This is a genomic window from Nocardiopsis sp. iso_238, from assembly GCF_056173325.1.
Window position 1 is genome coordinate 4,745,113 of sequence record NZ_CM149668.1, and the last position, 21,543, is coordinate 4,766,655.

At 70.8% G+C, this 21,543-nt stretch carries 18 protein-coding genes and 1 pseudogene; 9 read left to right on the forward strand and 10 right to left on the reverse strand.

Annotated elements, in window-relative coordinates:
• Positions 1-8 precede the first annotated feature (8 nt).
• Complete coding sequence (locus AC0VYL_RS21460; protein ID WP_475481324.1) at positions 9-629, reverse strand: SanA/YdcF family protein; 621 nt, start codon at positions 627-629, stop codon at positions 9-11.
• 97 nt (positions 630-726) lie between these two features.
• Positions 727-1,371, reverse strand: coding sequence for a DUF1707 SHOCT-like domain-containing protein (locus AC0VYL_RS21465; protein WP_475455348.1), 645 nt, complete (start codon positions 1,369-1,371; stop codon positions 727-729).
• A gap of 1,129 nt (positions 1,372-2,500) precedes the next feature.
• On the opposite strand from AC0VYL_RS21465, the gene AC0VYL_RS21470 reads away from it, so the two are divergent.
• Positions 2,501-4,318, forward strand: a complete 1,818-nt coding sequence (locus AC0VYL_RS21470) for a UvrD-helicase domain-containing protein (RefSeq protein WP_475481325.1) — start codon at positions 2,501-2,503, stop codon at positions 4,316-4,318.
• A gap of 200 nt (positions 4,319-4,518) precedes the next feature.
• On the opposite strand, the gene AC0VYL_RS21475 is transcribed toward AC0VYL_RS21470, so the two are convergent.
• Together AC0VYL_RS21475 and AC0VYL_RS21480 are read right to left on the reverse strand one after the other, a co-directional pair.
• Complete coding sequence (locus tag AC0VYL_RS21475; protein WP_475481326.1) at positions 4,519-5,922, reverse strand: DUF6114 domain-containing protein; 1,404 nt, start codon at positions 5,920-5,922, stop codon at positions 4,519-4,521.
• 4 nt (positions 5,923-5,926) lie between these two features.
• On the reverse strand, positions 5,927-6,574 hold the full coding sequence (locus AC0VYL_RS21480; protein ID WP_475455354.1) for a DUF6230 family protein: 648 nt from the start codon (positions 6,572-6,574) through the stop codon (positions 5,927-5,929).
• A gap of 216 nt (positions 6,575-6,790) precedes the next feature.
• Between AC0VYL_RS21480 and AC0VYL_RS21485 the strand changes: the two genes are divergently transcribed.
• Positions 6,791-8,638, forward strand: coding sequence for a GMC oxidoreductase (locus AC0VYL_RS21485; protein ID WP_475481327.1), 1,848 nt, complete (start codon positions 6,791-6,793; stop codon positions 8,636-8,638).
• Between the two features lie 187 nt (positions 8,639-8,825).
• Here AC0VYL_RS21485 and AC0VYL_RS21490 read toward each other — a convergent pair whose 3' ends face one another.
• A complete protein-coding gene (locus AC0VYL_RS21490; protein ID WP_475481328.1) occupies positions 8,826-9,608 on the reverse strand; it encodes a MerR family transcriptional regulator in 783 nt (260 codons plus the stop codon).
• A 174-nt stretch (positions 9,609-9,782) separates the two neighbouring features.
• Here AC0VYL_RS21490 and AC0VYL_RS21495 point away from each other — a divergent pair, with 174 nt between their 5' ends.
• From AC0VYL_RS21495 to AC0VYL_RS21520, 6 genes are all read left to right on the forward strand, one after another.
• The gene (locus AC0VYL_RS21495; protein WP_475455360.1) at positions 9,783-10,697 is read left to right on the forward strand and encodes an AurF N-oxygenase family protein; all 915 of its coding nucleotides are present in this window, start codon (positions 9,783-9,785) and stop codon (positions 10,695-10,697) included.
• Between the two features lie 172 nt (positions 10,698-10,869).
• The gene (locus AC0VYL_RS21500; RefSeq protein WP_475481329.1) at positions 10,870-11,724 is read left to right on the forward strand and encodes an SDR family NAD(P)-dependent oxidoreductase; all 855 of its coding nucleotides are present in this window, start codon (positions 10,870-10,872) and stop codon (positions 11,722-11,724) included.
• An 11-nt stretch (positions 11,725-11,735) separates the two neighbouring features.
• A complete protein-coding gene (locus tag AC0VYL_RS21505; protein ID WP_475455364.1) occupies positions 11,736-12,650 on the forward strand; it encodes an AurF N-oxygenase family protein in 915 nt (304 codons plus the stop codon).
• Positions 12,651-13,173: 523 nt separating this feature from the next.
• A complete protein-coding gene (locus AC0VYL_RS21510) occupies positions 13,174-14,697 on the forward strand; it encodes a flavin-containing monooxygenase (protein ID WP_475481330.1) in 1,524 nt (507 codons plus the stop codon).
• Entirely contained in the window at positions 14,694-15,032 is a 339-nt protein-coding gene (locus AC0VYL_RS21515; protein ID WP_475455368.1) for a DUF4873 domain-containing protein, read from the forward strand. Before AC0VYL_RS21510 ends, AC0VYL_RS21515 begins: the two co-directional genes overlap by 4 nt.
• A gap of 13 nt (positions 15,033-15,045) precedes the next feature.
• Positions 15,046-15,942 (forward strand): alpha/beta fold hydrolase, encoded by an 897-nt coding sequence (locus AC0VYL_RS21520; protein ID WP_475481331.1) that lies wholly within the window; start codon positions 15,046-15,048, stop codon positions 15,940-15,942.
• 264 nt (positions 15,943-16,206) lie between these two features.
• Here AC0VYL_RS21520 and AC0VYL_RS21525 read toward each other — a convergent pair whose 3' ends face one another.
• From AC0VYL_RS21525 to AC0VYL_RS21540, 4 genes and pseudogenes are all read right to left on the reverse strand, one after another.
• Positions 16,207-17,562 carry a four-carbon acid sugar kinase family protein gene (locus tag AC0VYL_RS21525; RefSeq protein ID WP_475481332.1) on the reverse strand — a complete coding sequence of 452 codons (1,356 nt, stop codon included), beginning with the start codon at positions 17,560-17,562 and terminating at the stop codon, positions 16,207-16,209.
• A 116-nt stretch (positions 17,563-17,678) separates the two neighbouring features.
• On the reverse strand, positions 17,679-18,686 hold the full coding sequence (locus AC0VYL_RS21530) for an aldo/keto reductase (RefSeq protein ID WP_475481333.1): 1,008 nt from the start codon (positions 18,684-18,686) through the stop codon (positions 17,679-17,681).
• A gap of 34 nt (positions 18,687-18,720) precedes the next feature.
• Entirely contained in the window at positions 18,721-18,993 is a 273-nt protein-coding gene (locus tag AC0VYL_RS21535) for a hypothetical protein (protein ID WP_475483590.1), read from the reverse strand.
• A gap of 121 nt (positions 18,994-19,114) precedes the next feature.
• Positions 19,115-19,447, reverse strand: a pseudogene (locus AC0VYL_RS21540) (MFS transporter); the annotation flags it as partial.
• Between the two features lie 301 nt (positions 19,448-19,748).
• On the opposite strand from AC0VYL_RS21540, the gene AC0VYL_RS21545 reads away from it, so the two are divergent.
• Positions 19,749-20,366, forward strand: coding sequence for a TetR/AcrR family transcriptional regulator (locus tag AC0VYL_RS21545; protein ID WP_475481334.1), 618 nt, complete (start codon positions 19,749-19,751; stop codon positions 20,364-20,366).
• Positions 20,367-20,379: 13 nt separating this feature from the next.
• Here the strand turns inward: AC0VYL_RS21545 and AC0VYL_RS21550 are convergent, their stop codons facing one another.
• Positions 20,380-21,471 (reverse strand): Gfo/Idh/MocA family oxidoreductase, encoded by a 1,092-nt coding sequence (locus AC0VYL_RS21550; protein ID WP_475481335.1) that lies wholly within the window; start codon positions 21,469-21,471, stop codon positions 20,380-20,382.
• Positions 21,472-21,543 lie beyond the last annotated feature (72 nt).

The window sequence follows — 21,543 nt, forward strand, 5'->3', positions numbered from 1 at the left end:
GACGGTGCCTAGGAGTCCGAGTCGGTGAGTTCCCCTCGGAGGGGTTCGGGGCGCAGGACGGCGTCCTTGAGGGCCTTGGCGGCGGCGCCGACCTCCCGCGCGTAGCCGATGAGGGTGGACCGGCGGCGCGCCCCGAGGCTGGGGTCGCCCACCCCCACCGCGTCGATCCCGGCGGCCCGTGCCAGGGAGACGGTGCGCGGGAGGTGGAAGGACTGCGTGACCATCGTCGCGGCGTCCACCCCGTAGAGCCCGCGCATCCGCACGCAGGTGTCCCAGGTGCGGTAGCCGAACGGGTCCGCCGTCACCAGGTCGGCGGGGACGCCGCGGGCCACGAGGTAGTCGGTCATGGTGTCGGTCTCGCGGCGGGAGACCTCGCGGTTGTCCCCGGAGACGATGACCCGGTCCACCTTCCCGGTCTCCACCAGCCGGACGGCGAGGTCGAGGCGGCGTGCGAGCAGCGGGGAGGGGCCGTCGTGCCAGGCGGCGGCGCCGAGCACCACGGCGACGGGCCGGTGGGGCACGGACGCGACGGTGCCGCGACGGCGCGCGCTGGCGAGGTAGGTCCAGGCGAAGGGGGCCAGTGCGAGGGCGCACACGCCCGCGAACGTCGCCGCGATCCAGATACCCACAGCCCGAGACCTCCGCTCCCCGTGCGGCCCCTGCCGCGCGGCCACACCATCATGGCGCACGGTGGGGGCGGGGGAACCGGGCCTCGGGCCGTCCGGGTCACCCGAAGAGGTCGGACCAGCCGCCTGACCTCTTGTGACGCACCTTGAGGCTGCCGCCCTGGTTCTTGCCGGTGATCACGAAGTGCGGGGCGCCGTGGCGGGCGATGGAGTCGACGTCCGAACGCTGGCTGCCGAACCACGAGGTCTCGAGGTTGACCTCCGCGGTGGCTCCCTCGGGGATGATCAGGTCGCCGGAGCCCCAGGAGACGTCCAGCCAGACCTCCGTGACCGGGGCGGTCAGGCGGGCCTCGCGGAAGTCGAGTCTGGCCTCCCCGAACCGCACGTTCACCTCGACCCGCTGCGGGACGGTCCACTCCTTCTTGCGCACCACGGAGTCGCCCTGGCCCGTGAGGTACAGCGTCTGCCCTCCGGAGGAGACCGGGCTGGGGACCTGGGGGGTGAGTCCGCCGGGTCGGTTCGGTCCGGCTGGCGCGGAGCCGCCGAAGCCGCCCGCGCCGGCGGGGAGGTCGGCCACGATGGGCTGGATGTCGGCGTAGGTCTTGGCGGCGTAGACGGCGCCGAGGCGTTCGTCCAGCTCGTCGAGGTCCAGTCGGCCCTCGCCCGCGGCCTCGCGCAGGATCTCCGCGACCTGGTCGCGTTCGGTGTCCGAGATACGCAGTTGGTTCTTGTCGTTGGGGGCCACGTGCTCGTCCCGCTCCTTCCGCCCGGTTTGTCTTCACCAACGTTAGAGCATGCCCCCCGGTCCGCGCCGCCACGGACGTCGGGCGTCCGCACCCGCGACCACGGTCGTCACGCCCCGGGGCCGATTGTCGCACCCACACGGCAGGATGCGTTCCGGAGTCGACGACCTGGGGCCCGCCGACCGGGCCCGGATCGGCGCGGGAGGGAGGAGGGTGCGGCGTGGCGCTGAGGCAGCACACGGGACGGAGACGGAGCCGCGTCGGCCCGGGAGCCGCAGCGGTGCGGGACGGATCGGCACGGGAGGGAGGGGACACGATGAGCACTGCCGGAAGGGGCCCCGGGGCCGAGGGGGAACATCGCCGCGGCGGGCGGGACCCTCGACGACGCGGGGCTTCGGCGGCGTCGGGGCTTTGGGGAGGCCGGGGACGGGGTACCGCTTCTCTAGGGTGGTCGAGGTCCCCCTCACGCCGGAGCGGTCGACGGCCGCACTCGTCGCGCGGGCCGACGACCCCGCCCTCCGGGTGGTTGAGGACTCTGCCGGGGTAGGACGGACCCCGGCAGAGTCCTGAACCACGCGTCATGCGCCCCGGGTGCGTACACGATCTCGCACCGCGCGGCCTTCCGCACAGAGCGTGTCCGAAACTGGCCAGAGTGTGAGCCCGGACCGGGTGACCTCTCATGTTCGTGCCCCTCCCGCGCCCCGCACCCACGTCGGGTTTCGGTCACCGCGTTCCCACGAGCCTGCCGCCCCTCCCCTCCCCCGTGCTTCTCAGCGCGAACAGCGAGATCCACGCGCGATTCACGGGTTTCGGTCCACGACACAACCCCACTTTCGGACATTTCCCCGCCCCAAGGAACCGCAGGTCAGAAGAGGCCACTCGGAAGGCCCCGGAGAACCTCCGGGACACCATCGAACTCCCTTACGCAAACACCACCCTGACCTGCAAGGACAAGAAGAGACCAACACTCCGGAAACCTGCCGCGAATCCACCCTCGGGCGGCGTTTGCCCAAATTCCGCCGCGAGCATGTCTCAGGTGGGAGCGAAGCCCGTCGGCCTCCTCCCGCGACACATCCGATCCGACCGTCCACCAGAGCCACCACCAGGTCGAAGACCGGAGGAACACACCACGTGTCAGCCCTTGCGATCGCCCCGACTTTCCTCAGCGACTTCAGCCGTCTCACGCCCGAGGTCCAGCTCGACACCCTGGCCGTGATGCGCGCCTACCAGGCTGGCGACCACCCGGGAACGGAGTCCGTCGAGGGCGCCGCCGACCCCCGGGTCCGGGTCGTCAGCATCGCCCCCGACTGGTCCGGCGTGATCGTCCCCGACCCCGACGCCGGAACCGAACCGGCCGGGGACGACGCCGCCGACACGCACTACCGGCTGCTCACCGTGCGCCCGCGTGACGAGGCGCTCCGCTACGCCCGGAGCCTGCGCCCGCGCACCTCCGACACCCTCACCGAGGTCGGGAGCGAGAGCGTCGACCCCACCCCCGTCGGCCCGCCCGAGCTCTCCGGCGCCCTCGGCGCGCCCTTCTCCCAGTGGCGGATCACCCTGCACCCGGACCAGCACCGGGTCGTCAAGGCGCCTTTCAGGGGATCGGCTCAGGTCACCGGCGGGCCCGGCACCGGCAAGACCGTGATGGCCCTGTACCGCGCCGCGCACCTGGCCGAACTGGACGCCGCCGAGGACCCCGGTGGCCACCGCGAGTCCATCCTGCTCACCTCCTACAACCGGGCCCTGGCCCAGTCCCTGTCCGAGCGCCTCGACCAGCTGCTGCCCGACCCGGACACGCGCTCCCGGGTCCGGGTGGCCACCGTCGACAGCCTGGCCCGGTCGATCGTGCAGTCGCACACCAGCGTCGCCCCGCGCATGGTGGGCAGGGACGAGCTGGCCCAGCGCTGGCGCGCGGTCGCGCTCGCGGACGGTCTGCCCTTCTCCGGCCGCTTCCTGGTGGACGAGTGGGAGCAGGTGATCCTGGCCAAGGGTCTGGAGCTGCTGCCCGACTACATCCGCTGCGAGCGCAGCGGCCGGGTCCAGCACCTGGCACCCGAACACCGGCGGCAGGTGTGGGAGACGGTCCGGCGCTACGTGGGCGCGATGCGGGTGGAGGGCCTGTGGTCCCACCCGCAGCTGGCCGGTGAGGCCGCGCGCCTGCTGGGCCGCACCGGTCCGCTGTTCCGGCACGTGGTGGTCGACGAGGCCCAGGACCTGCACCCGACGCAGTGGCGGATGCTGCGCGCCGCCGTCCCTGAGTGCTCCGACGACCTGTTCATCGTGGGCGACCCGAACCAGCGGGTGTCCGACAACCGGGTGTCGCTGGCCTCGCTGGGGATCAACGTGCGCGGCCGGGGCCACCGGCTGCGGATCAGCTACCGGGTGACCCAGGAGATCCTGGACTGGAGCATGCCGATCCTGGGGCGCAGGTCGGCCCTCGGGATGGACGACGACGCGGACACCCTGGCCGGTTACCGTTCGCTGCTGCGCGGCCCCGCTCCGGTGGTGCGCGGCTGTGACAGCCGTGCCGAGGAGCTCAACGCCCTGGGCGAGTGGGTCCGGGTGTGGCTGGAGGCCGGGGTGAACCCGGCCGAGATCGCGGTGGCCGGGCGCAACCACTGGGTGGTGCGCGGTGTGGCCAAGGAGCTGGAGGCCCTCGGTGTGCGGACCACTCCCGTGGAGGGCGCCGCCGACCCGGCGGCGGTCCGGGTCGGCACCATGCACAGCATGAAGGGCCAGGAGTTCCGCTGCGTGGCGCTGGTCGGTGTGAGTGACCACCTGCTGCCGCCCAAGGCCGCGCTGGAGGCCGCCGACGGCGACCAGGTGGCCCTGGAGCACGCCCACCAGCAGGAGCGGACGCTGCTGTTCGTGGCCTGCACCCGGGCCCGCGACGCCCTGTACGTGTCGCACGTGGGCCAGCCGAGCCGTCTGATCTCGGAGAACTGGTGATCCCGGTGCGCTGACGCACCGCCGCTGAGGTCCTGACCGGGCGGGCGCCCCCTGTGGGCGACCCGCCCTGTCGGGGTGCCCGCTTGGGGCGCGAGGGTGTTCGGGCCTGGGTGCCCGGAGCCCGTCCGCACGGGAACGGGGACGCCCCTTGCCGGGCGTCCCCGTCAGGTGCCGTGGGGGCCACGGCGGCTCCTGGGCGACTAGCCGTCGCCGTACTGGCCGTTCAGGTCGGGGATAGTCATCGAGTCCGTGTACGCCATCGGGCTGTCCACGTCCACGTCGGTGAGGTACATGATCGGGAGCAGGAGCGGTGGCGGGAAGTCCGGCGTGAAGGTCAGCGGGATCCCGAGCAGCCGGACGTGCATGCGGGTCACGTGCATCTCCACGTCACCGGTCATGTTCATGGTGGGCAGCCCGAGGCTCCGCCGGGTGCCGAGGTCGTCGAACCACAGCTCGCCGCCCCGGACGTCGCCGCTGCTCATGGTGAGGCGGATGTAGCGCCGGGGACCGTCCTCGGTGGGACACTCCACGACGCCCCGGTAGCGGGCGCCGTACATGGCGAGGCTGTCGGCGGTGAGTCCGGACTCCCGGACCGAACCCCGGAAGCAGTCGTAGTCGGAGTCGACCAGGACCTCCGGGTACAGGCCCTCGTCCTGGGCGGCCTGGCAGGCCAGGACCGCCGCGAGGAGATCCTCCTCGTCCTCGACCAGGGCGGCCTCCCCGACACGCAGCTCGCAGTCCTCGGCGTCGCCCTCCTCCGGCTCGGTCTCCTCTTCCTCCTCGTCCTCCGGTTCCTCCGCGTCGGGGTCCTCGTCGGCCGGGTCCTCAGTGGGGTCGTCCTCGGGGTTCCCCGGGTCGGTGCCGCCGGGCCGCTCGGTGGGCTCGTCCGACGGTTCCTCGGAGGGCCGCTCCTCGTTCTGCTCCTTGTCGTCACCGGGGACCAGCCAGTCCCAGGGCCAGCCCAGAGTGGGGGCGGGCGCGGAGGCGAGGGCGACGGCGGCGGCGAGCGGCAGGGCGACGGCGGCCAGGGAACGGGTCGGGCCGCGCGATGCGGGCGGGTCGACGGTCTCGGTCGGGGTGTGGTCCCCGGCGGGCGTCTCGGAACGCGTCCCGGCGCCCTCGGTCTCGCCGTCCCCTTCAGCGGGATCGGGCTCCCCGTCGGTGTCCTCGGTGTCCTCGACTGTGTTTCGGTCCCCGCGGCGCCGACGGGGTCGGCGCCTGACCTCGGGGGACCACGCGAACACGAGGGATCCGCCGACGATGCCGAGCAGCATGCCGATGACGAATCCGCCGAAGTTGGAGGTCGGGAAGGACACGAGGGCGAGCATGAGCCCGACCAGGCCGAAGAACACGTGCTGCGCGGGCTGGAGCCAGCTCAGCACGCCGAGCGAGATCAGCAGCAGCGCGATGAGGGGCCCGTAGACCCCGGCGATGCCCGCGTAGATGACCAGGTCGATCGGCAGGATCAGGCTCTGCGCGGCGGGTGCGACCAGCAGCTCGATCCCGGCCGCGACGAGGAGGAAGCCGCCCCAGAACGGCCGGTTCCGCCGCCAGTCACGGAACCACCTCCACCCCGATCGGATCGGCGTCAGTGCGTGCGCCATGAGCTCAGAAGCACTCGTGGTTGCCCGGCTTGATCGCCAGGTTGAGCCCGGTCAGGCGCAGCGAGCCCGAGGTCACCGCCCAGGTGGTCATCTCCATCTCGGAGACGGTGATCGAGTCGGCCTGGAGACCGAAACCACCGGCGGGGCCCTGGCCGCCCTCGGCCTTGTCCAGGGTGCTGGCGTCACGGCCGATCTCGATGGCGCCGAACTCGGCGTTGCCCTGGAGCTGCTCGATGTCGATGACGAGGTTGGTGCCCTCGACCGGGCTGCTGGCCCCGGCGTTGATGACGAGGGTGGCCTCACCGATGGGCAGGTCCCACAGGGAGGACATGCACAGGTTCTCCAGTTCGGCGGTGTTCACGGTGGACAGGCCGACCGCGCGGGCGGAGCCGTCGACCGAGTTGGCGACGTCGCCGTACTGGCTGAACCCCGTCCCGGAGAGCGAGTCCGCGGACATCTTGAAGCTGTCCCCGGAGACCGCGAAGGAGGCGGCGAGGAGGCCCTGCGTGGTCATGGCGCCGAGCACTCCGGCCGCCAGGAACCCGGGCACCGCCACGAGTGCGAACCTGCGCCAGCGCGTTCCGCCACCGCCTTCGTGCTGCTCAGGCGCGTCCTGTGGCGCCTCGGGCACCTCTTCGGGGGCCTTGGGCATGTGAACCTCCAGTGGTCCGCCGCTGGGGGGAGCGGCGAGGGGGAGCGAAACTTGCGCCGAAGCACGCCTCGTGTGTTATATGGAACACACCTTACTCGGCGGTAGTGACGAACATTACAATATCGAATGTCACATTTCTAGATGGCGCATTCATCGTTGCGGACTCGTTTCCGGCGCAGGACGAGCACGCATCCGACCTGGAGAGAGACCCACACCATGTCCCCTCAGCGCACGGAAGACCCCGCCGAAGGTCCGCACCACACACAAGACCCCTTCGACTACGACGTGGTAGTGATCGGCTCCGGCTTCGGCGGCTCGGTCAGCGCCCTACGCCTCACAGAGAAGGGTTACCGCGTCGGCGTCCTGGAGGCGGGCCGACGTTTCACACCCGAGACCCTGCCGTCATCCTCCTGGGACGTGCGGAACTTCCTCTGGGCCCCGGGTGCCGGGCTGTACGGCATCCAGCGCATCCACCTCCTGCGGGACGTGATGATCCTGGCCGGAGCCGGTGTCGGCGGCGGTTCGCTCAACTACGCGAACACGCTCTACCACCCCATGGACGCGTTCTTCGAGGACCCGCAGTGGCGCCACATCACCGACTGGAAGTCGGAGCTGGCCCCCTTCTACGACCAGGGCCGCCGCATGCTCGGCGTCCGCACCAACCCCACCGTCACCCCCTCAGACGTCCACCTGAAGGCCGTGGCCGACGAGATGGGGGTCGGTGACACCTTCCGCCTCACCCCGGTCGGCGTGTGCTTCGGCGACGGGCGGGACGGTGACGGCTCCAAGGCGGCCCCCGGCGCGTCGGTCGGGGACCCCTACTTCGGCGGCGCGGGCCCGGAGCGCCGGGCCTGCACGGAGTGCGGTGAGTGCATGACGGGCTGCCGCCACGGCGCCAAGAACACCCTCACCGAGAACTACCTGTACTTCGCGGAGCGCGGCGGCGCGAAGGTGCACCCGCTGACCACCGTCGAGCGGCTGCGGGAACGCCCCGGGTCCCAGGGCGGCGGCTTCGCGGTGGACACCCTGCGCACCGACGCGCCCCGGCGCCGCTCCAACGCCCGCACGTTCACCGCCCGCCAGGTCGTGGTCGCCGCCGGGACCTACAACACCCAGAGCCTGCTGCACCGGATGCGCTCCGACGGCCTGTTGCCACGGCTGTCCGAGAGGCTGGGCACCCTGACCCGGACCAACTCCGAGGCGCTGGTGGGCGCCATGAGCAGGCAGGTGCCGCCGCCGGAGGACCTCACCCACGGCGTGGCGATCACGTCCTCCATCCACCCGGACGAGAACACCCACATCGAACCCGTCCGCTACGGCAAGGGCTCCAACGCGATGGGCCTGCTCACCGCGATCCAGGTTCCGGGCGGCGGCTCGATTCCGCGCTGGCTGCGCTTCCTGGGACTGGCCGCGCGCCACCCGACCGTGTTCCTGCGCAGCTTCTCCAACCGGCGCTGGTCCGAGCGGATCATCATCGGCCTGGTCATGCAGTCCCTGGACAACTCGCTGACCACCTCGGTGAAGCGCGGGCTGCTGGGCGGCAGGAAGAAGCTCACCTCCAGACAGGGACACGGCGAGCCCAACCCCACCTGGATCCCCGCGGGCCAGGAGGTGGCCACGCGGCTGGCCGACCGGATCGACGGCTACGCGGGCGGCACGATCGGTGACATCTTCAACATCCCGATGACCGCCCACTTCCTGGGCGGCTGCCCGATCGGTGACAGCCCCGAGACCGGTGTGATCGACCCCTACCACCGCCTGTACGGGCACCCCGGCCTGCACGTGGTGGACGGTTCGGCGGTCACCGCGAACCTGGGCGTCAACCCGTCCCTGACCATCACCGCCCAGGCCGAACGGGCGATGTCCATGTGGCCGAACAAGGGCGAGGAGGACGCTCGCCCGGCGCCGGGCGAGGCGTACCGGAGCGTCCGGCCGGTCTTCCCGAAGGCCCCGGCGGTGCCGAGCGGCGCCTTCGCGGAGCTGCGCTTCACGACGTCGCTGCCGCTGACCGTGGTCGAGGGCACGACCGCCCCCGCCAACGGGGCCGCGAAGGTCGACGACTGACCGACCCCGACGACGGACGGGCCCGGACACCTGCGCTGGTGTCCGGGCCCGTGGTCCGTGTCGAGGGGCGGGTGTTCGGGGGCCGGGATGTACGGGGGTCGGGCGGTGGGGGCCGGGGGGGCGGGGGTGTCAGGGGGTTCGGGGGCCGGAGAGCGGGTCCGGCGGGTGCGACGCGTCCTCGTTCGTCTCAGGGCCCGTGCGGGCCGTCGGTGTCCTGGGTCGTCTGGTCCTCGCTCCTGAGGTGCTCCATGGCGTCCGCGAAGTGGTCGCCCATGACGTTGGTGAGGTGGTGGGCCATCTCCTGGGCCAGGACCGCGTCCACCGCCTGCTGCGCGAGGGGGCGCACCCGGCGGATGAGTTCCGCGATCTGCGCGACCTCCTCGCTCTGGATCACGGTGCCGGGGGCGTGCTCGGCGATGATGTGGTCGGACACCTGGCGGACCATGTGCTCGGAGACGTCACCGATCTTGTCCCGCAGGTTCTCCGCGATGTCCAGCACCGCGCCCACGCTCATCCCCAGCTTCACCAGCTCGACGCCGGCGTGCAGCAGGCGCGGACTGGGGACCCGGAAGCGCAGTCCGTCGCGCTCCAGGACGCCGAGGTCCAGGGCGCGCCTTATGGTCTTGGGGGTCACCCCCTTGCCGAACAGGTCCTTGAGGTCACCCATGCCGAGGTAGTCGGCGATCTCGTCGCTCCAGGCGTCCCCGACGGCGGACTCGAAGCCGAGGATCTCGGACAGGTCGCCGCCGCGCTCCCACACCTGGAACATCTCACCGATGTTGGCGAAGGTGTAGCCGCGCCGGAGGAGCTGGCCGATCAGCCGCAGACGCGCCAGATGCGCTTCGGAGTAGATGCCCACCCGGCCCTGGCGCCGGGGCGGGGCGAGGAGACCTCGGTCCTGGTACTCCCGCACGTTGCGCACCGTCGTTTCGGCGAGCCGGGCGAGTTCGTCAATACGGTATTCCGCCATGGAACCCAGCCTAGAGACCCTGTGGTGCCGTACTCATCAGTAAATCCGCTCCCTGGCGCCGTTGAACGATGACAACGGAGATTGTAACGTTTCAGGTGATCGGAGTGAACGGGGTCACACCACTCGAACCGCCCGTTCGGCGCGCCTCCGGCACGGAACCCCCTGGAGGTACACATGTCCGTGGGAAACGCGCCGACACCGAAGCTCACCGAACGCGAGGACATCGCGAAGCGCCTCCTGCGGGGCTCCGCGAAGGCCTCCTTCGACCCCCTGGTGGAGATCGACTGGGAGGCTCCGCTGGAGGACCTGTGGGGAATGCGCCCCGAACGGGTCTCCCTCTACGGCACCCACCTGTGGGACCGCCTCAGCGAGGACGAGCGCCGGGAGCTGTCCCGGCTGGAGATGGCCAGCACCATGGCCACGGGTATCTGGTTCGAGACGATCCTCATGCAGATGCTGGTCCGGCACGTCTACCACAACGACCCCACCACCCTCCACGTGCAGTACGCCTACACGGAGATCGCCGACGAGTGCCGCCACACGGTCATGTTCGCGAAGGCCATCGAGAAGCTGGGATCCACCGCCTACCGCCTGGACCCGGTGGCGCACGTGCTCGGCAACCTCTTCAAGGCGATCGCGCACGGACCGCTGATCTTCGCGGGCGCGCTCTTCGTCGAGGAGATCCTCGACCAGCTCCAGCGGGAGATGATCGACGACGGGAGCATCGAGCCCGTCGTGCGGGCCACCTCCCGCATCCACGTGATCGAGGAGGCTCGCCACATCCGCTACGCCCGCGAGGAGTTCCACCGCGACTGGGTGCGGCGCGGCCCCGTGGACCGGGCCTACTCGCGGCTCGTGCTGGGCCTGGTCACCTACTACGCGACGACCCGGCTGATCCACGCGAAGGTCTACGAGCGGATCGGCCTCGACCCACGTGAGGCCCAGCGGGCCGCCCGGCGCAACGCGCACTTCATCGACAGCAAGACCGAACTGTCCCGCAAGGTGGTCAGGACGCTCGACACCGCCGGGGCCATCTCCGGCCTGGGCCGGTACTTCTGGCGCAGGGCCGGGCTGCTCGGGCGCGGGTAGGACACGGACCGCAGCGACGGGGCCGCGCGCGGGCGCGGCCCCGTCCTCGTGCCAGCACCGCGTCACAGCAGCGGAACACGGACCTTACTCGCGAGTAAATTTCCGGCTGATACCCATTGCATTGTGACAATGCTCGTTGTAACGTTCCCGCAATGACTGTGGAGGAGATCACATGACGGCCCCCCTGCCTCGCCACCTGAGTCGGCTGCCCGGCCAGAACGCCATCGTGACGGGCGCCTCCGGTGCGTTCGGCAGCGCCACGGTGGCGGTCCTGCGCCACCTCGGCGTCAACGTCGTCGGGATCGACCGCAAGCCCGCCCCCGGCGTCATCGCCTGCGACATCACCGACGACGAGCAGGTGCGCACAGGGGTCGCCCAGGCGATCGATCAGCTCGGCGGACGCCTCGACCTGCTCATCCACTACGCCGGGGTCGGCCCCTCCGTGGACATCGGCCACCTGCCCGACTCCCACGCCCACCAGGCGCTGGAGGTCAACCTCCTCGGCACCTGGCGCGTCACCGCCGCCGCGATGCCCGCCCTGCTCCAGAGCCGCGGCCGCGTGATCGTCACCGCGTCGCTCCTGGCCAACCTCCAGCTCCCGCTCGCCGGGGCCTACACGGTCTCCAAGCGCGCGGTGACCGCCTACGCGGACGGCCTGCGCGCCGAGTACGGCACGCACGTCGGCGTGACCACGGTCTACCCCGGCTACGTGGACACCCCCATCCACGAGAGCTCCCGCGCCACCGGCGCCTCACTCGACGGCCTGGTACCCGCCGAGAGCGAGCGCGACACCGTGATGACGGTGGTCCGCGCCGCCGGCGCCCGGCGCGCCCCCCGCGACGTCGCCTGCACGGCGTTCGGGACGGCCGCCCTGCACCTGACCAAGCACTTCCCCGGAACCACCGAACAGATCGTGTCGCTCCAGCTCGGCCTGCTCCTCACCGACGGCGCCTTCGCGGACGCGGAGATCGCCCGAGGGCTCCACGCGCGCCACGGTTCCCCGCACGCCCAGACCAGCGCCTCCTGAGGAGGAACGAGATGACCGCCGAAGTCGTCGCCAAGCCGAAACTCACCGACCGCGAGGACATCGCCAAGCGCCTCCTGCGCGGCTCCGCGAAGGCCTCCTTCGACCCCCTGGTCGAGATCGACTGGGACGCCCCCGTCGACCCCGACATGTGGGCGATCCGCCCGGAGCGGATCTCCCTCTACGGCACCCACCTGTGGGACCGCCTCAGCGACGAGAAGCGCAAGGAGCTCTCCCGCCTGGAGGTCGCCAGCGTCGCCACCATCGGCATCTGGTTCGAGACGATCCTCATGCAGATGCTGGTCCGGCACGCGTACCACAACGACCCCACGACCCTCCACGTCCAGTACGCGTACACCGAGATCGCCGACGAGTGCCGCCACACGGTCATGTTCGCGAAGATGGTGCAGAAGCTGGGCTGGGAGGCGCACCGGCTGGACCCGGTCACGTTCCACCTCGGCCGTGTGTTCAAGGCGATCGCGCACGGCCCGCTGATCTTCGCGGGCGCGCTCTTCGTCGAGGAGGTCCTGGACCAGCTCCAGCGCGAGGCCGTCCCGGACGAGCAGATCCTCCCGCTGGTGCGCGCGGTGGCCCGCATCCACGTGACCGAGGAGGCGCGCCACATGCGGTACGCCCGTGAGGAGTTCCAGCGCGACTGGCCCGAGCGCGGCGCCCTGAACAAGGCCTACAGCCGGATCGTGCTGGGCCTGGTCACCTACTACTCCGCGACCCGGCTCATCAACCCGAAGGTCTACGAACAGGTCGGGCTGGACCCGAAGGAGGCCCAGCGGGTCGCCAGGGGAAACCCGCACTGGGTGGAGACCAAGACCTGGGCCGCCCGCAAGGTCGTCAACACGCTGGACACCGCGGGTGCGATCACGGGCCTGGGCCGGTACTTCTGGAAGAAGGCCGGGCTGCTCGGCCGCTAGGTCGTGTTTTTTGGATCATTCCGCGCTCGCGACCACCAGGCTGCCTCTCACTGCGCCGATGAAGCTCGGACAGCCAAACCCGGGCGGGCCCCCGCTGTGCGACACTGCGGAGCTTGCGTAGCAGCGCACAGTAGGGGCAGCTTCACTCATCGTCTTGCGAGAGCTTGCCGGGCCCCCGCTGTGCGAGGCTGCGGAGCTTGCGTAGCAGTGCACAGTAGGGGCGACGGCCGCTCGCATCGATGGCGGCTCCGCCGCCACCGGCGAAAGCATCCAAAAAACACTCCCTAGCCCCCTCCCGAGAGGACCACCTCTCCCCGGAACACCGTCGTCGGAAGGCGCAACGCGCCACGTCTTCCGGCGGCGGCCCAGACGTCGGGGGCTGAGAGCGAACGCGCCACGCGCTCAGCCCCCGACCCCCCTCCCCCGGGGAACGTAACGCGCCACGTTCCCCGGGGGTCCATACTTGCCGGTCGGTACGCCAGCGTCCACGGCCGCACCGGGCCCGTACGAAGGGAACAGCATCGTGACCGAAGAAGTGCCGCACCACCGGGTCGCCATCATCGGCTCAGGGTTCGCCGGGATCGGCATGGCTGTGCGCCTCACGCAGGCCGGGCTCCGGGACTTCGTCATCCTCGAACGGGCCGACGGGATCGGCGGGACCTGGCGCGACAACTCGTATCCCGGTGCCGCCTGCGACGTCCCCTCCCACCTGTACTCGTTCTCCTTCGCGCTCAACCCCGGCTGGAGCCGGACCTTCTCCCCGCAGCCGGAGATCTGGGAGTACATGAAGCGGGTCGCCGGGGAGCACGGCGTGGACCGGCACGTCCGGTACGACAGCGACGTCCGGGCCGCCCGCTGGGAGCCGGAGGAGAACCGCTGGCGGATCGAGACCACCAGCGGAACCGTCACCGCGCAGTTCCTGGTCAGCGGCGCCGGTCCGCTGGCCGACCCCACCTACCCGGACATCAAGGGCCTCGACTCCTTCGAGGGCAGGCTCTTCCACTCAGCGGAGTGGGACCACGACCACGACCTCACCGGGCGCAGGGTGGCGGTGATCGGCACCGGCGCGTCCGCGATCCAGTTCGTGCCGAAGATCCAGCCGCTCGTGGAGAGGCTGACGCTGTTCCAGCGCACCGCCCCGTGGGTGATGTTCCGCCACGACCGGGACATCACCAAGGCCGAGAGCTGGCTCTACCGGAACGTCCCGGGCGCCCAGCAGATCGCCCGCAAGAGCATCTACTGGGGGCGCGAGACCTACATCTTCGGGTTCGCGAAGAACCCCAGGCTGCTCGGGATCGTGGAACGGCTCGGCCGGGCGAACATCAACCGCAGCGTGAAGGACCCCGAACTGCGGCGGAAGCTCACCCCCACCTTCCGCGCCGGGTGCAAGCGCATCCTGATGTCCAACGACTACTACCCCGCGCTGGCCCGGCCCAACGCGGACGTGGTCACCGACGGCATCGTCGAGGTCCGGGCGAACTCCGTCGTCACCCGGGACTCCTCCGGCCGGGAGACCGAGCACGAGGTGGACACGATCATCCTCGGCACGGGCTTCCAGGTCACCGACCCGCCCATCGCGCACCGCGTGTACGACGCGCGGGGCCGTTCGCTCGCCGAGCACTGGGGGGACGACGTCCAGGCCTTCCGAGGCACCACCGTGAGCGGCTTCCCCAACGCGTTCGTGCTCGCCGGACCCAACACCGGCCTGGGGCACACTTCGCAGGTGTTCATGATCGAGGCGCAGATCCGGTACACCATGCAGGCGCTGAAGTTCGCCTGCCGCAACCGGGTGGACCGCCTGGAGCCCCGCCCCGAGGCCCAGCACGCCTACAACGAGATGGTCCACAGGTCCATGCGGGGCACCGTGTGGGTGACCGGGGGCTGCGACAGCTGGTACCTGAACGAGCAGGGCCGCAACACCACGCTGTGGCCCACCTTCACCTGGAACTACGCGCTGCGCACCCGCTGGTTCGACCCGCACAACTACGACCTGCGCCGCGCCCCGAGCAGCCGGCGCCCCGTACCGACCGGAGGAGAGAGCGTGTGAGCGGTTTCGACGACGAGGAAGAGGAGTACCAGGGCCCCGTGACGGTCCAGCTGCACTCCGAGGGCACGGATCCGGCGGAGAGTTTCGAGGTCCGGGCGCACTTCGCCGGACACTTCTCGCCGCTCACCGGCGACTACCGCTGGAAGGGGCGCCTGGCCCCGGAGCCCGGACTCACCAGGGCCTACGAGGAGGGGGCGCGTACAGTCATCGTGCGCACCCCCGACGGCCACGAGGGGGTCGGTGAACTCGACGGCCCCAACCTGTGGGGAGGGCTCCCGGTGAACGGGTCGGGCACACCGCCCTTCGCCGTCCCCCGCATCGACCTCGACGACTGAGAGGCAGACCCCCATGGCGACACGACACGTGGGACCGGCACGGGAACTCCGGGTCCGGTCCGACGACGGCACCCGGCTGCACGTCGAGGTGCGCGGGCCCTCGGACGGACCGACCGTGGTGTTCTCCCACTGCTGGTCCACGTCCCTGGCCTCCTGGGGCCCCGTGGTGCGGGACCTCGACCCGAACCTCCGGGTGGTCCTCTACGACCAGCGCGGCCACGGGCGGAGCCAGACCCCCCTCACCCGCGCGGGCTACGGCACGGAGAAGCTCGCGGACGACCTGTGCGCCGTCCTGGAGGCGACCGTGCCCACCGGGCACAAGGCGGTGGTCGCCGGGCACAGCATGGGCGGGATGACCATCATGGCCTCGGGGCCGCGCGCGACCTTCAAGGAGAAGGTGGCCGCGGTGCTCCTGACCAACACCGGGTGCACGGAGCTGCCCGACCGGTCGACCGCGATCCCCCTGCCCGGCCCGCTCGGGAAGTTGGGCGCTAAGGTCTTCCTGACCGCGCCGCTGCCCCTGGGCCCGGCCAACGCCGGAAGCGCCAACGTGCTCCGGTACCTGGTCATGGGAAAGGGGAGCAGCCCGGCCGCGAAGCGCCTGTGCGCCCGGCTGGTGCACGAGTGCGGAAGCATCCCCCGCGGCGAGTGGGGCCGGGTCATGACGAGGCTGCACCTGGACGACTCGGTGCGGGAGATCGCGGTGCCCACCGTCGTCGTCGGAGGTGACGAGGACAAGCTGACTCCCCCGTGGCACGCCCACCACATCGGTGAGCTGGTCCAGGACCCCGTCGAGGTCCGGGTGATCCCGGGTCTCGGCCACATGGGCCCCCTGGAGGCCCCCGGAACCCTCGCTGAACTGGTCGGGAAACTGGCGGCCAACCACATCAGCGAGGACGCGAAGGCGTAGGGCCCGACATACGGGGGCGCGGTGCAGAGGTGGCACCGCGCCCCTTCCTCTTGTCACTGGGGACCGATAGCTCAGTCACCCCGGCACCATCCCCGCGTGCGCGGGGAGCACTCGACGCCGCATTCGCGGCGATCTCGGAATTCAGGACCATCCCCGCGTGCGCGGGGAGCACTCTCCTTGACCTGCGCGTCTATCCCGGCACGGTACCGGAATCAGCAAGTTGTGGAGAGTCAGACAAACGCGACAGTAGAGACACAGCGGGACTCAATCGCGGGTCGCGGTGGGGATCACGTGTTCGGACACCTCGGAGTGGACCTGGTGCAGGCGGGCCTGCACCGACCGGCGCAGTTTGGCCAGGCACTCGACCAGCGTGATGTCGTCACCCACCAGACCGCCCTTCGCCACGACGGGGGTTCCGTCGAGCGGGCCCCCGCTCAGGTGGCCGTGTACGGCCAGCGGGACGATCTCACCGCCCACGTCGAAGGCGTGCACGTCGAGTTCGTCCAGGAGGCTGGCGGTCAGGTCGCCCCCGGTCAGGTAGAGACCGCTGGGCAGCGCCTGGGCGCCCACCGTGTCGGCCAGGTCGTTGACCACGTCGGCCACGAGACCGGCGACGCGGCCCGGCAGCTCGGCCCTCGTGTGGGCGGGCAGTTCGCGGACGCGTTCGGCGGTGGTGACCACTCTCAGCACGCAGAGCTCGGGGAAGCCCGAGGAGGACAGGTGGTCGGTGAGTTCCCGCGCCACCTGGTCGGGGTGGTCGCTGTCGGGGTCGCTGAGGGCCACAGCGTCCAGGTCCACGAACCGGACCGCGCCGGTGCGGGCGACCGTGGCGAGCTGGCGGCGGGTGAGATCGGTGGTGCTGCCCGCCACGGCGAGGAGGGGCCCGCGTGAACCGGCCTGGCCGCGTAGGCGCAGGGCGTAGGCGAGCAGGGCCCCGGTGGGACCGGGGTCCACGGCCACCCAGACGATTCCCTCGGCGTGGTGGGCGGCGGCCGCGGCCTCGGCTATGTCGGTGAGGTGCTGCTCGGTACTGGCGTCGCAGAGCACGATCGGCTCGTCACCGGCGAGCAGCTCGGCGGTGAGCATCTCCTGGGTGATCCGCCGCAGGGGCACGTGTCTCACGGCGAGGTCGGTCTGGGCGGCGAGGATGTCCGAGACCACACTGGTGGTCATCGGGCACAGCGGGTCGTTGGCGAGCTCGCTGCGCTCCAGCGGCACCCCGTCGAGCAGCTGCACGCCGTCCTCGGTGATGCGGCCGGAACCGGGGAAGGCCGGGGCGAACAGCACCCGGACGCGGGTCCCGGCGGGCAGTCGCTCGCGAACGGCGTCGTAGGTGGCCTCGATCTCCGCGCCCACGTTGCCGCGCAGGGTGGTGTCAGTGCGCTTGACCACCAGCCCGACCGGCCAGACCGCCTCGACGACGTCGGTGACCAGGTCGGCCGCCTGCTCAGCCGAGACGTGTCTGCTGTCCAGGTTGGCGACCACGACGTCGTAGTCCCCGGCGACCCGGCTGACGTGCTCGGGGGTCACCGTGGCCACGCGCATGCCGGTGCGGGCGAACCGCGCGCCCGTGGCGTTGGCTCCGGTGAGGTCATCGGCGACCACGAGGACCTGGGCCACGGCGCTGCTCCTTCGGCGTTGGATCTATCTGCTTCCAACATAGGCCCAAGGGGAGGGGTGGAGTGCGTTGTCCACAGGAGCGCCGGGGCCCGGAGGCCCTCTCGGTCGTTGGGCCGCTACCCCAGTCGGGAGCGCGGACCCGCCGAGGTGAGGGTCAGATCGGCGTACCTGTCCCCCTGCACGCGCTCTGCCAGCGTGTCGAGTTCCGCGAGTTCGTTCACGGTCAGGGAGAGGTCCGCCGCTGCAGCGTTCTCGTCCAGCCGGTGGACCCTGCGGGTACCGGGGATGGGGATGGTCGGCACGCCCCACACGCCGCTCCGGTGGTGCACCCAGGCCAGGGCCACCTGCCCCGGGGTGACCCCGTGGGCGCTCGCGATGCGGTTCAGGGGTTCCAGCAGTCGGCTGTTGGCGGCGAAGCGTTCCGCGCTGAACCGGGGCTGGTGGTGCCGGAAATCGTCCTCGGAGAGGTCGCCTGGGCCGGTCAGTGTGCCGGTGAAGAAGCCTCTGCCCAGCGGTGAGTAGGGCACGAAGGCGACGCCGAGCCGGGCAGCCTCCGGAACGACCGCCTCCTCCACGTCGCGGCTCCACAGCGACCACTCGGACTGCACCGCGGCGATCCGGTGGACTCCGTGGGCTCGGCGGAGCTCGTCAGCGGTCACCTCGGACAGACCCAGGTGTCGGACCTTCCCTTCGGCCACCAGTTCGGCCATGGCACCGACCGTCTCCTCCACGGGGACGTCGAGGTCGACTCGGTGCATGTAGTAGAGATCGATGACGTCGGTGCCCAGGCGGCGCAGGCTGGCCTCGACGGCCGCCCGCACGTACGGGGCGTCTCCCCGCACCGGTCGGGCGTGGGGGTCGTCCGTGCGGAGAATGCCGAATTTGGTGGCGAGGAAGACTTCGTCCCGGCGTTCCCTCAGCGTGCGTCCGAGGAGTTCCTCGTTCGCTCCGCCGCCGTACATGTCGGCGGTGTCCAGGAACGTGACACCGATGTCGAGGGCATGGTGCAGCGTGCGGACGGCCTCGGTCTCGTCGGTGCTCCCGTAGAACTCGCTCATGCCCATGCAGCCGAGCCCCTGAACGGGGACAGTGGGGCCGTCGGTGCCGAGAACGGTGGTGCGCATTGTGGCTCCGGTCTTCTGTGTGTTGGTGATTCGGTCAGGAGTTGGTCGGGCTAGGAAGGGTCCGCATGACCAGGAGACGGCAGGCCGTCATGCAGGCGAGGAAGAGGACGGACATCGGCAGGAGGCTGTCCACCGCCAGCAGGGTGGAGCCGAGCATGATGAGGCCGGAGCAGAGCATGAGGCAGAACCCAAGCCAGGAGCTCGCGAGCCCGGACATCTCCGGGAAGCGGGAGACCCCCGCCCCCATGAGGTTGGGATAAAGGACTCCCGCGAAGAACACCATGACGGCGGATGGTGCGGTGAGCACCCACAAGTTGGGTTCGGTGAGAGCAGCGCCGACCACCATCAGCGCGGCGGCCGCGACGGAACCGAGGGACGCCGTCTGGAACTTGACACGCTGAGTGAGGGAGGAGGGGAGCCACCACGAATGCCCAGATGGTGGTCGCGAACAGACTGAGCACCCCGCCGACCAGGTAGAGGGTGACACCGATCAGCAAGGACCTCTTTCGGCCGATGGCGTCCGACAGCGGTCCGTACAACAGTTGGCCGACGGAAAAGGCGATGAGGTAGAGCGTGACGCTGAGCTGCACCGAGTTCTGGGTGGTCCCGTAAGCGGTCGGCAACGATACATCGTGTGGCAATGGTCTGGTTGGACACTGTGACCTCAGGCCTTTCAACTGGCTGGGTCCGTGGTTCGGACGCTTTCGTGAACGAAGTTCCACCTGCACTCCGGTCGACCGAGCGCGGCGGGGACGCCGCACTAGGGGGGAGGGCTCATCTTGGGGCCCTATGAAATTCCCCGGACCGGGTTGGTCGCCTGATCAAGGACGACCGCGCACTTCAGTCGGGTTCCCCCTCCGGCGCCGCACGGGGTCCGACCCTCCGAGCCTCCGACGTGATGCGGCGAGTGCGACTCCAGTCTTAAAAACCAACCAGTTAGTTGTCAATGACACGACGCAGCCGCCGTCCGCAACCGGCCAGGTGACGCCCGGCACATAGACGATCGACGTCGACTCGGGACCACGTGCAACCAACTGGTTGGTGCACGACTACGATGAAGCCATGAGGAAGGCCGAGGTCACCCGCTCCCTGCTCGCCAACGCCGCCCGGCGCGAGTTCGCGGACCACGGAATCGCGGGTGCACGAGTGGACCGGATCGCTGAACGGGCCGGTGTGAACAAGCAGCGCATCTACGCCTACTTCGGTGACAAGGAGCGGCTCTTCCAGCACGTCGTCACCGAGGCCCTCGCCGACCTCGGCCGGGCCGTCCCGCTCCAGGCGGACACCGACCCGGTCGAGTACGTCAGAAGGGTCCACGAGTTCCACCGTGACAACCCGGACCTTCTGCGGCTGCTTCTGTGGGAGTCGCTGCACTACGGCGATCGCGAGCTCCCGGAGGAATCCGAACGCGGCGCACTCTACGTCGAGAAGACCCGCGTGCTCGCGGAGGCCGGACTGGAGTCCTCACCGGAACGGGCGCGCATGCTGCTACTCACCCTCATCGGTGTGGCCGCGTGGCCGAACATCGTGCAACAGCTGTCACGGATGATCCTGGGCCGCGACCCCCGAGAAGAGGAGACGCGCGAGGAGCTGACCGACTACCTCGCCGACTTCGTGCGCGCCGCGACGGCCGGAACACGGGGGACGGCGGGAGACGGAGCGGACGCGCCCTCGTCGTGATCACGACGGGGCATCAGCGCAACCGCACGACCTCGTTGGCGCGGGCGGAGCGGCGGGCCGCCTCGATGACCTCCAGGCCGTGGATCACCTCGTGCGGGTCCACCGGCAGGGGTTCGCCCTCGCCCACGGCGTCGCGGACCCCCGCGTAGAACTCCGGGTAGGCGCCGCGCGCGCTGGGCACCGGTTCGGTGTGGCCGTCGGTGCCGAGGAGTCCCCAGTCCTCTCGCGGGACCACGCCCCAGTCGGCGGTGTCCGGTCGCTCGCCCGTGGTGAGCCGGGCCTCCTGGCCGTCCAGGCCGAAGCTGGTGAAGGCGGCCTCGTCACCGAGGACCCGGAACCGGGGTCCGTTCTGCGCGCTGAGGGCGCTCATCCACAGGTGGGAGCGGGTCCCCCGCACGTGCCCGAGGGACAGGAACACGTCGTCGTCGGCGTTCACCCCCTCGCGGCGGGCGTCGACCTCCGCGTAGACGGTGGCCACCGAGCCGAACAGGTTGACCGCCTGGTCGATCAGGTGCGGGCCGAGGTCGTACAGCAGCCCGGCTCCGGCGTCGACGCCTCCGGTCTCCCGCCAGGTCCCCTTGGGCTGGGGCCGCCAGCGCTCGAACCGCGACTCGAAGCGGTGCACCCGCCCCAGGCTGCCCTCCTCGATCAGCTGCCACAGGGTGAGGAAGTCCGCGTCCCAGCGGCGGTTCTGGTAGACGGTGAGCACGTGGCCCAGCTTGTCGGCCAGGTCGGTGAGCTCCCGGGCCTCGCGGGCGGTGAGCGCGAACGGCTTGTCCACGACCACGGCCAGCCCGGACTCCAGCGCGGCCCGTGCGAGCGGCGCGTGGGTGTCGTTGGGCGTGCTGACCACCGCGATCTCGTACCGTGCGGCGTCGGCCCACAGTTCCGCGACGCTGGGGTACACGGTGATCCACGGGTAGCGCTGCCGTGCGGCCCGCGCGCGTTCCGGGGACGCGGTGACCACGGCGGACAGGCGCAGCCCCGGGACGGCGTCGATGAGCGGCGCGTGGAAGACCTCGCCGCCCTTGCCGTAGCCGACCAGGGCCACGTGCAGTTCGGGTCCGTCGTGTGGGCCCTGACCAGGGCTGGATGCGTCAGCCATGCCCCCAATGTACGGCTCCGTCGGACCCGTCGGGCGAACGGCGCACCCGCCCCGGGACCGGACGGGTGGCCG

Excerpts from the sequence above, each read along its gene's own strand:
- AC0VYL_RS21475 (WP_475481326.1), bottom strand. The coding sequence starts at position 5,922 with ATGGCGCACGCACTGACGCCGATCCGATCGGGGTGGAGGTGGTTCCGT.
- AC0VYL_RS21480 (WP_475455354.1), bottom strand. The coding sequence starts at position 6,574 with ATGCCCAAGGCCCCCGAAGAGGTGCCCGAGGCGCCACAGGACGCGCCT.
- AC0VYL_RS21485 (WP_475481327.1), top strand. The coding sequence starts at position 6,791 with ATGTCCCCTCAGCGCACGGAAGACCCCGCCGAAGGTCCGCACCACACA.
- AC0VYL_RS21490 (WP_475481328.1), bottom strand. The coding sequence starts at position 9,608 with ATGGCGGAATACCGTATTGACGAACTCGCCCGGCTCGCCGAAACGACG.
- AC0VYL_RS21495 (WP_475455360.1), top strand. The coding sequence starts at position 9,783 with ATGTCCGTGGGAAACGCGCCGACACCGAAGCTCACCGAACGCGAGGAC.
- AC0VYL_RS21500 (WP_475481329.1), top strand. The coding sequence starts at position 10,870 with ATGACGGCCCCCCTGCCTCGCCACCTGAGTCGGCTGCCCGGCCAGAAC.
- AC0VYL_RS21505 (WP_475455364.1), top strand. The coding sequence starts at position 11,736 with ATGACCGCCGAAGTCGTCGCCAAGCCGAAACTCACCGACCGCGAGGAC.
- AC0VYL_RS21520 (WP_475481331.1), top strand. The coding sequence starts at position 15,046 with ATGGCGACACGACACGTGGGACCGGCACGGGAACTCCGGGTCCGGTCC.
- AC0VYL_RS21530 (WP_475481333.1), bottom strand. The coding sequence starts at position 18,686 with ATGCGCACCACCGTTCTCGGCACCGACGGCCCCACTGTCCCCGTTCAG.
- AC0VYL_RS21545 (WP_475481334.1), top strand. The coding sequence starts at position 19,749 with ATGAGGAAGGCCGAGGTCACCCGCTCCCTGCTCGCCAACGCCGCCCGG.
- AC0VYL_RS21550 (WP_475481335.1), bottom strand. The coding sequence starts at position 21,471 with ATGGCTGACGCATCCAGCCCTGGTCAGGGCCCACACGACGGACCCGAA.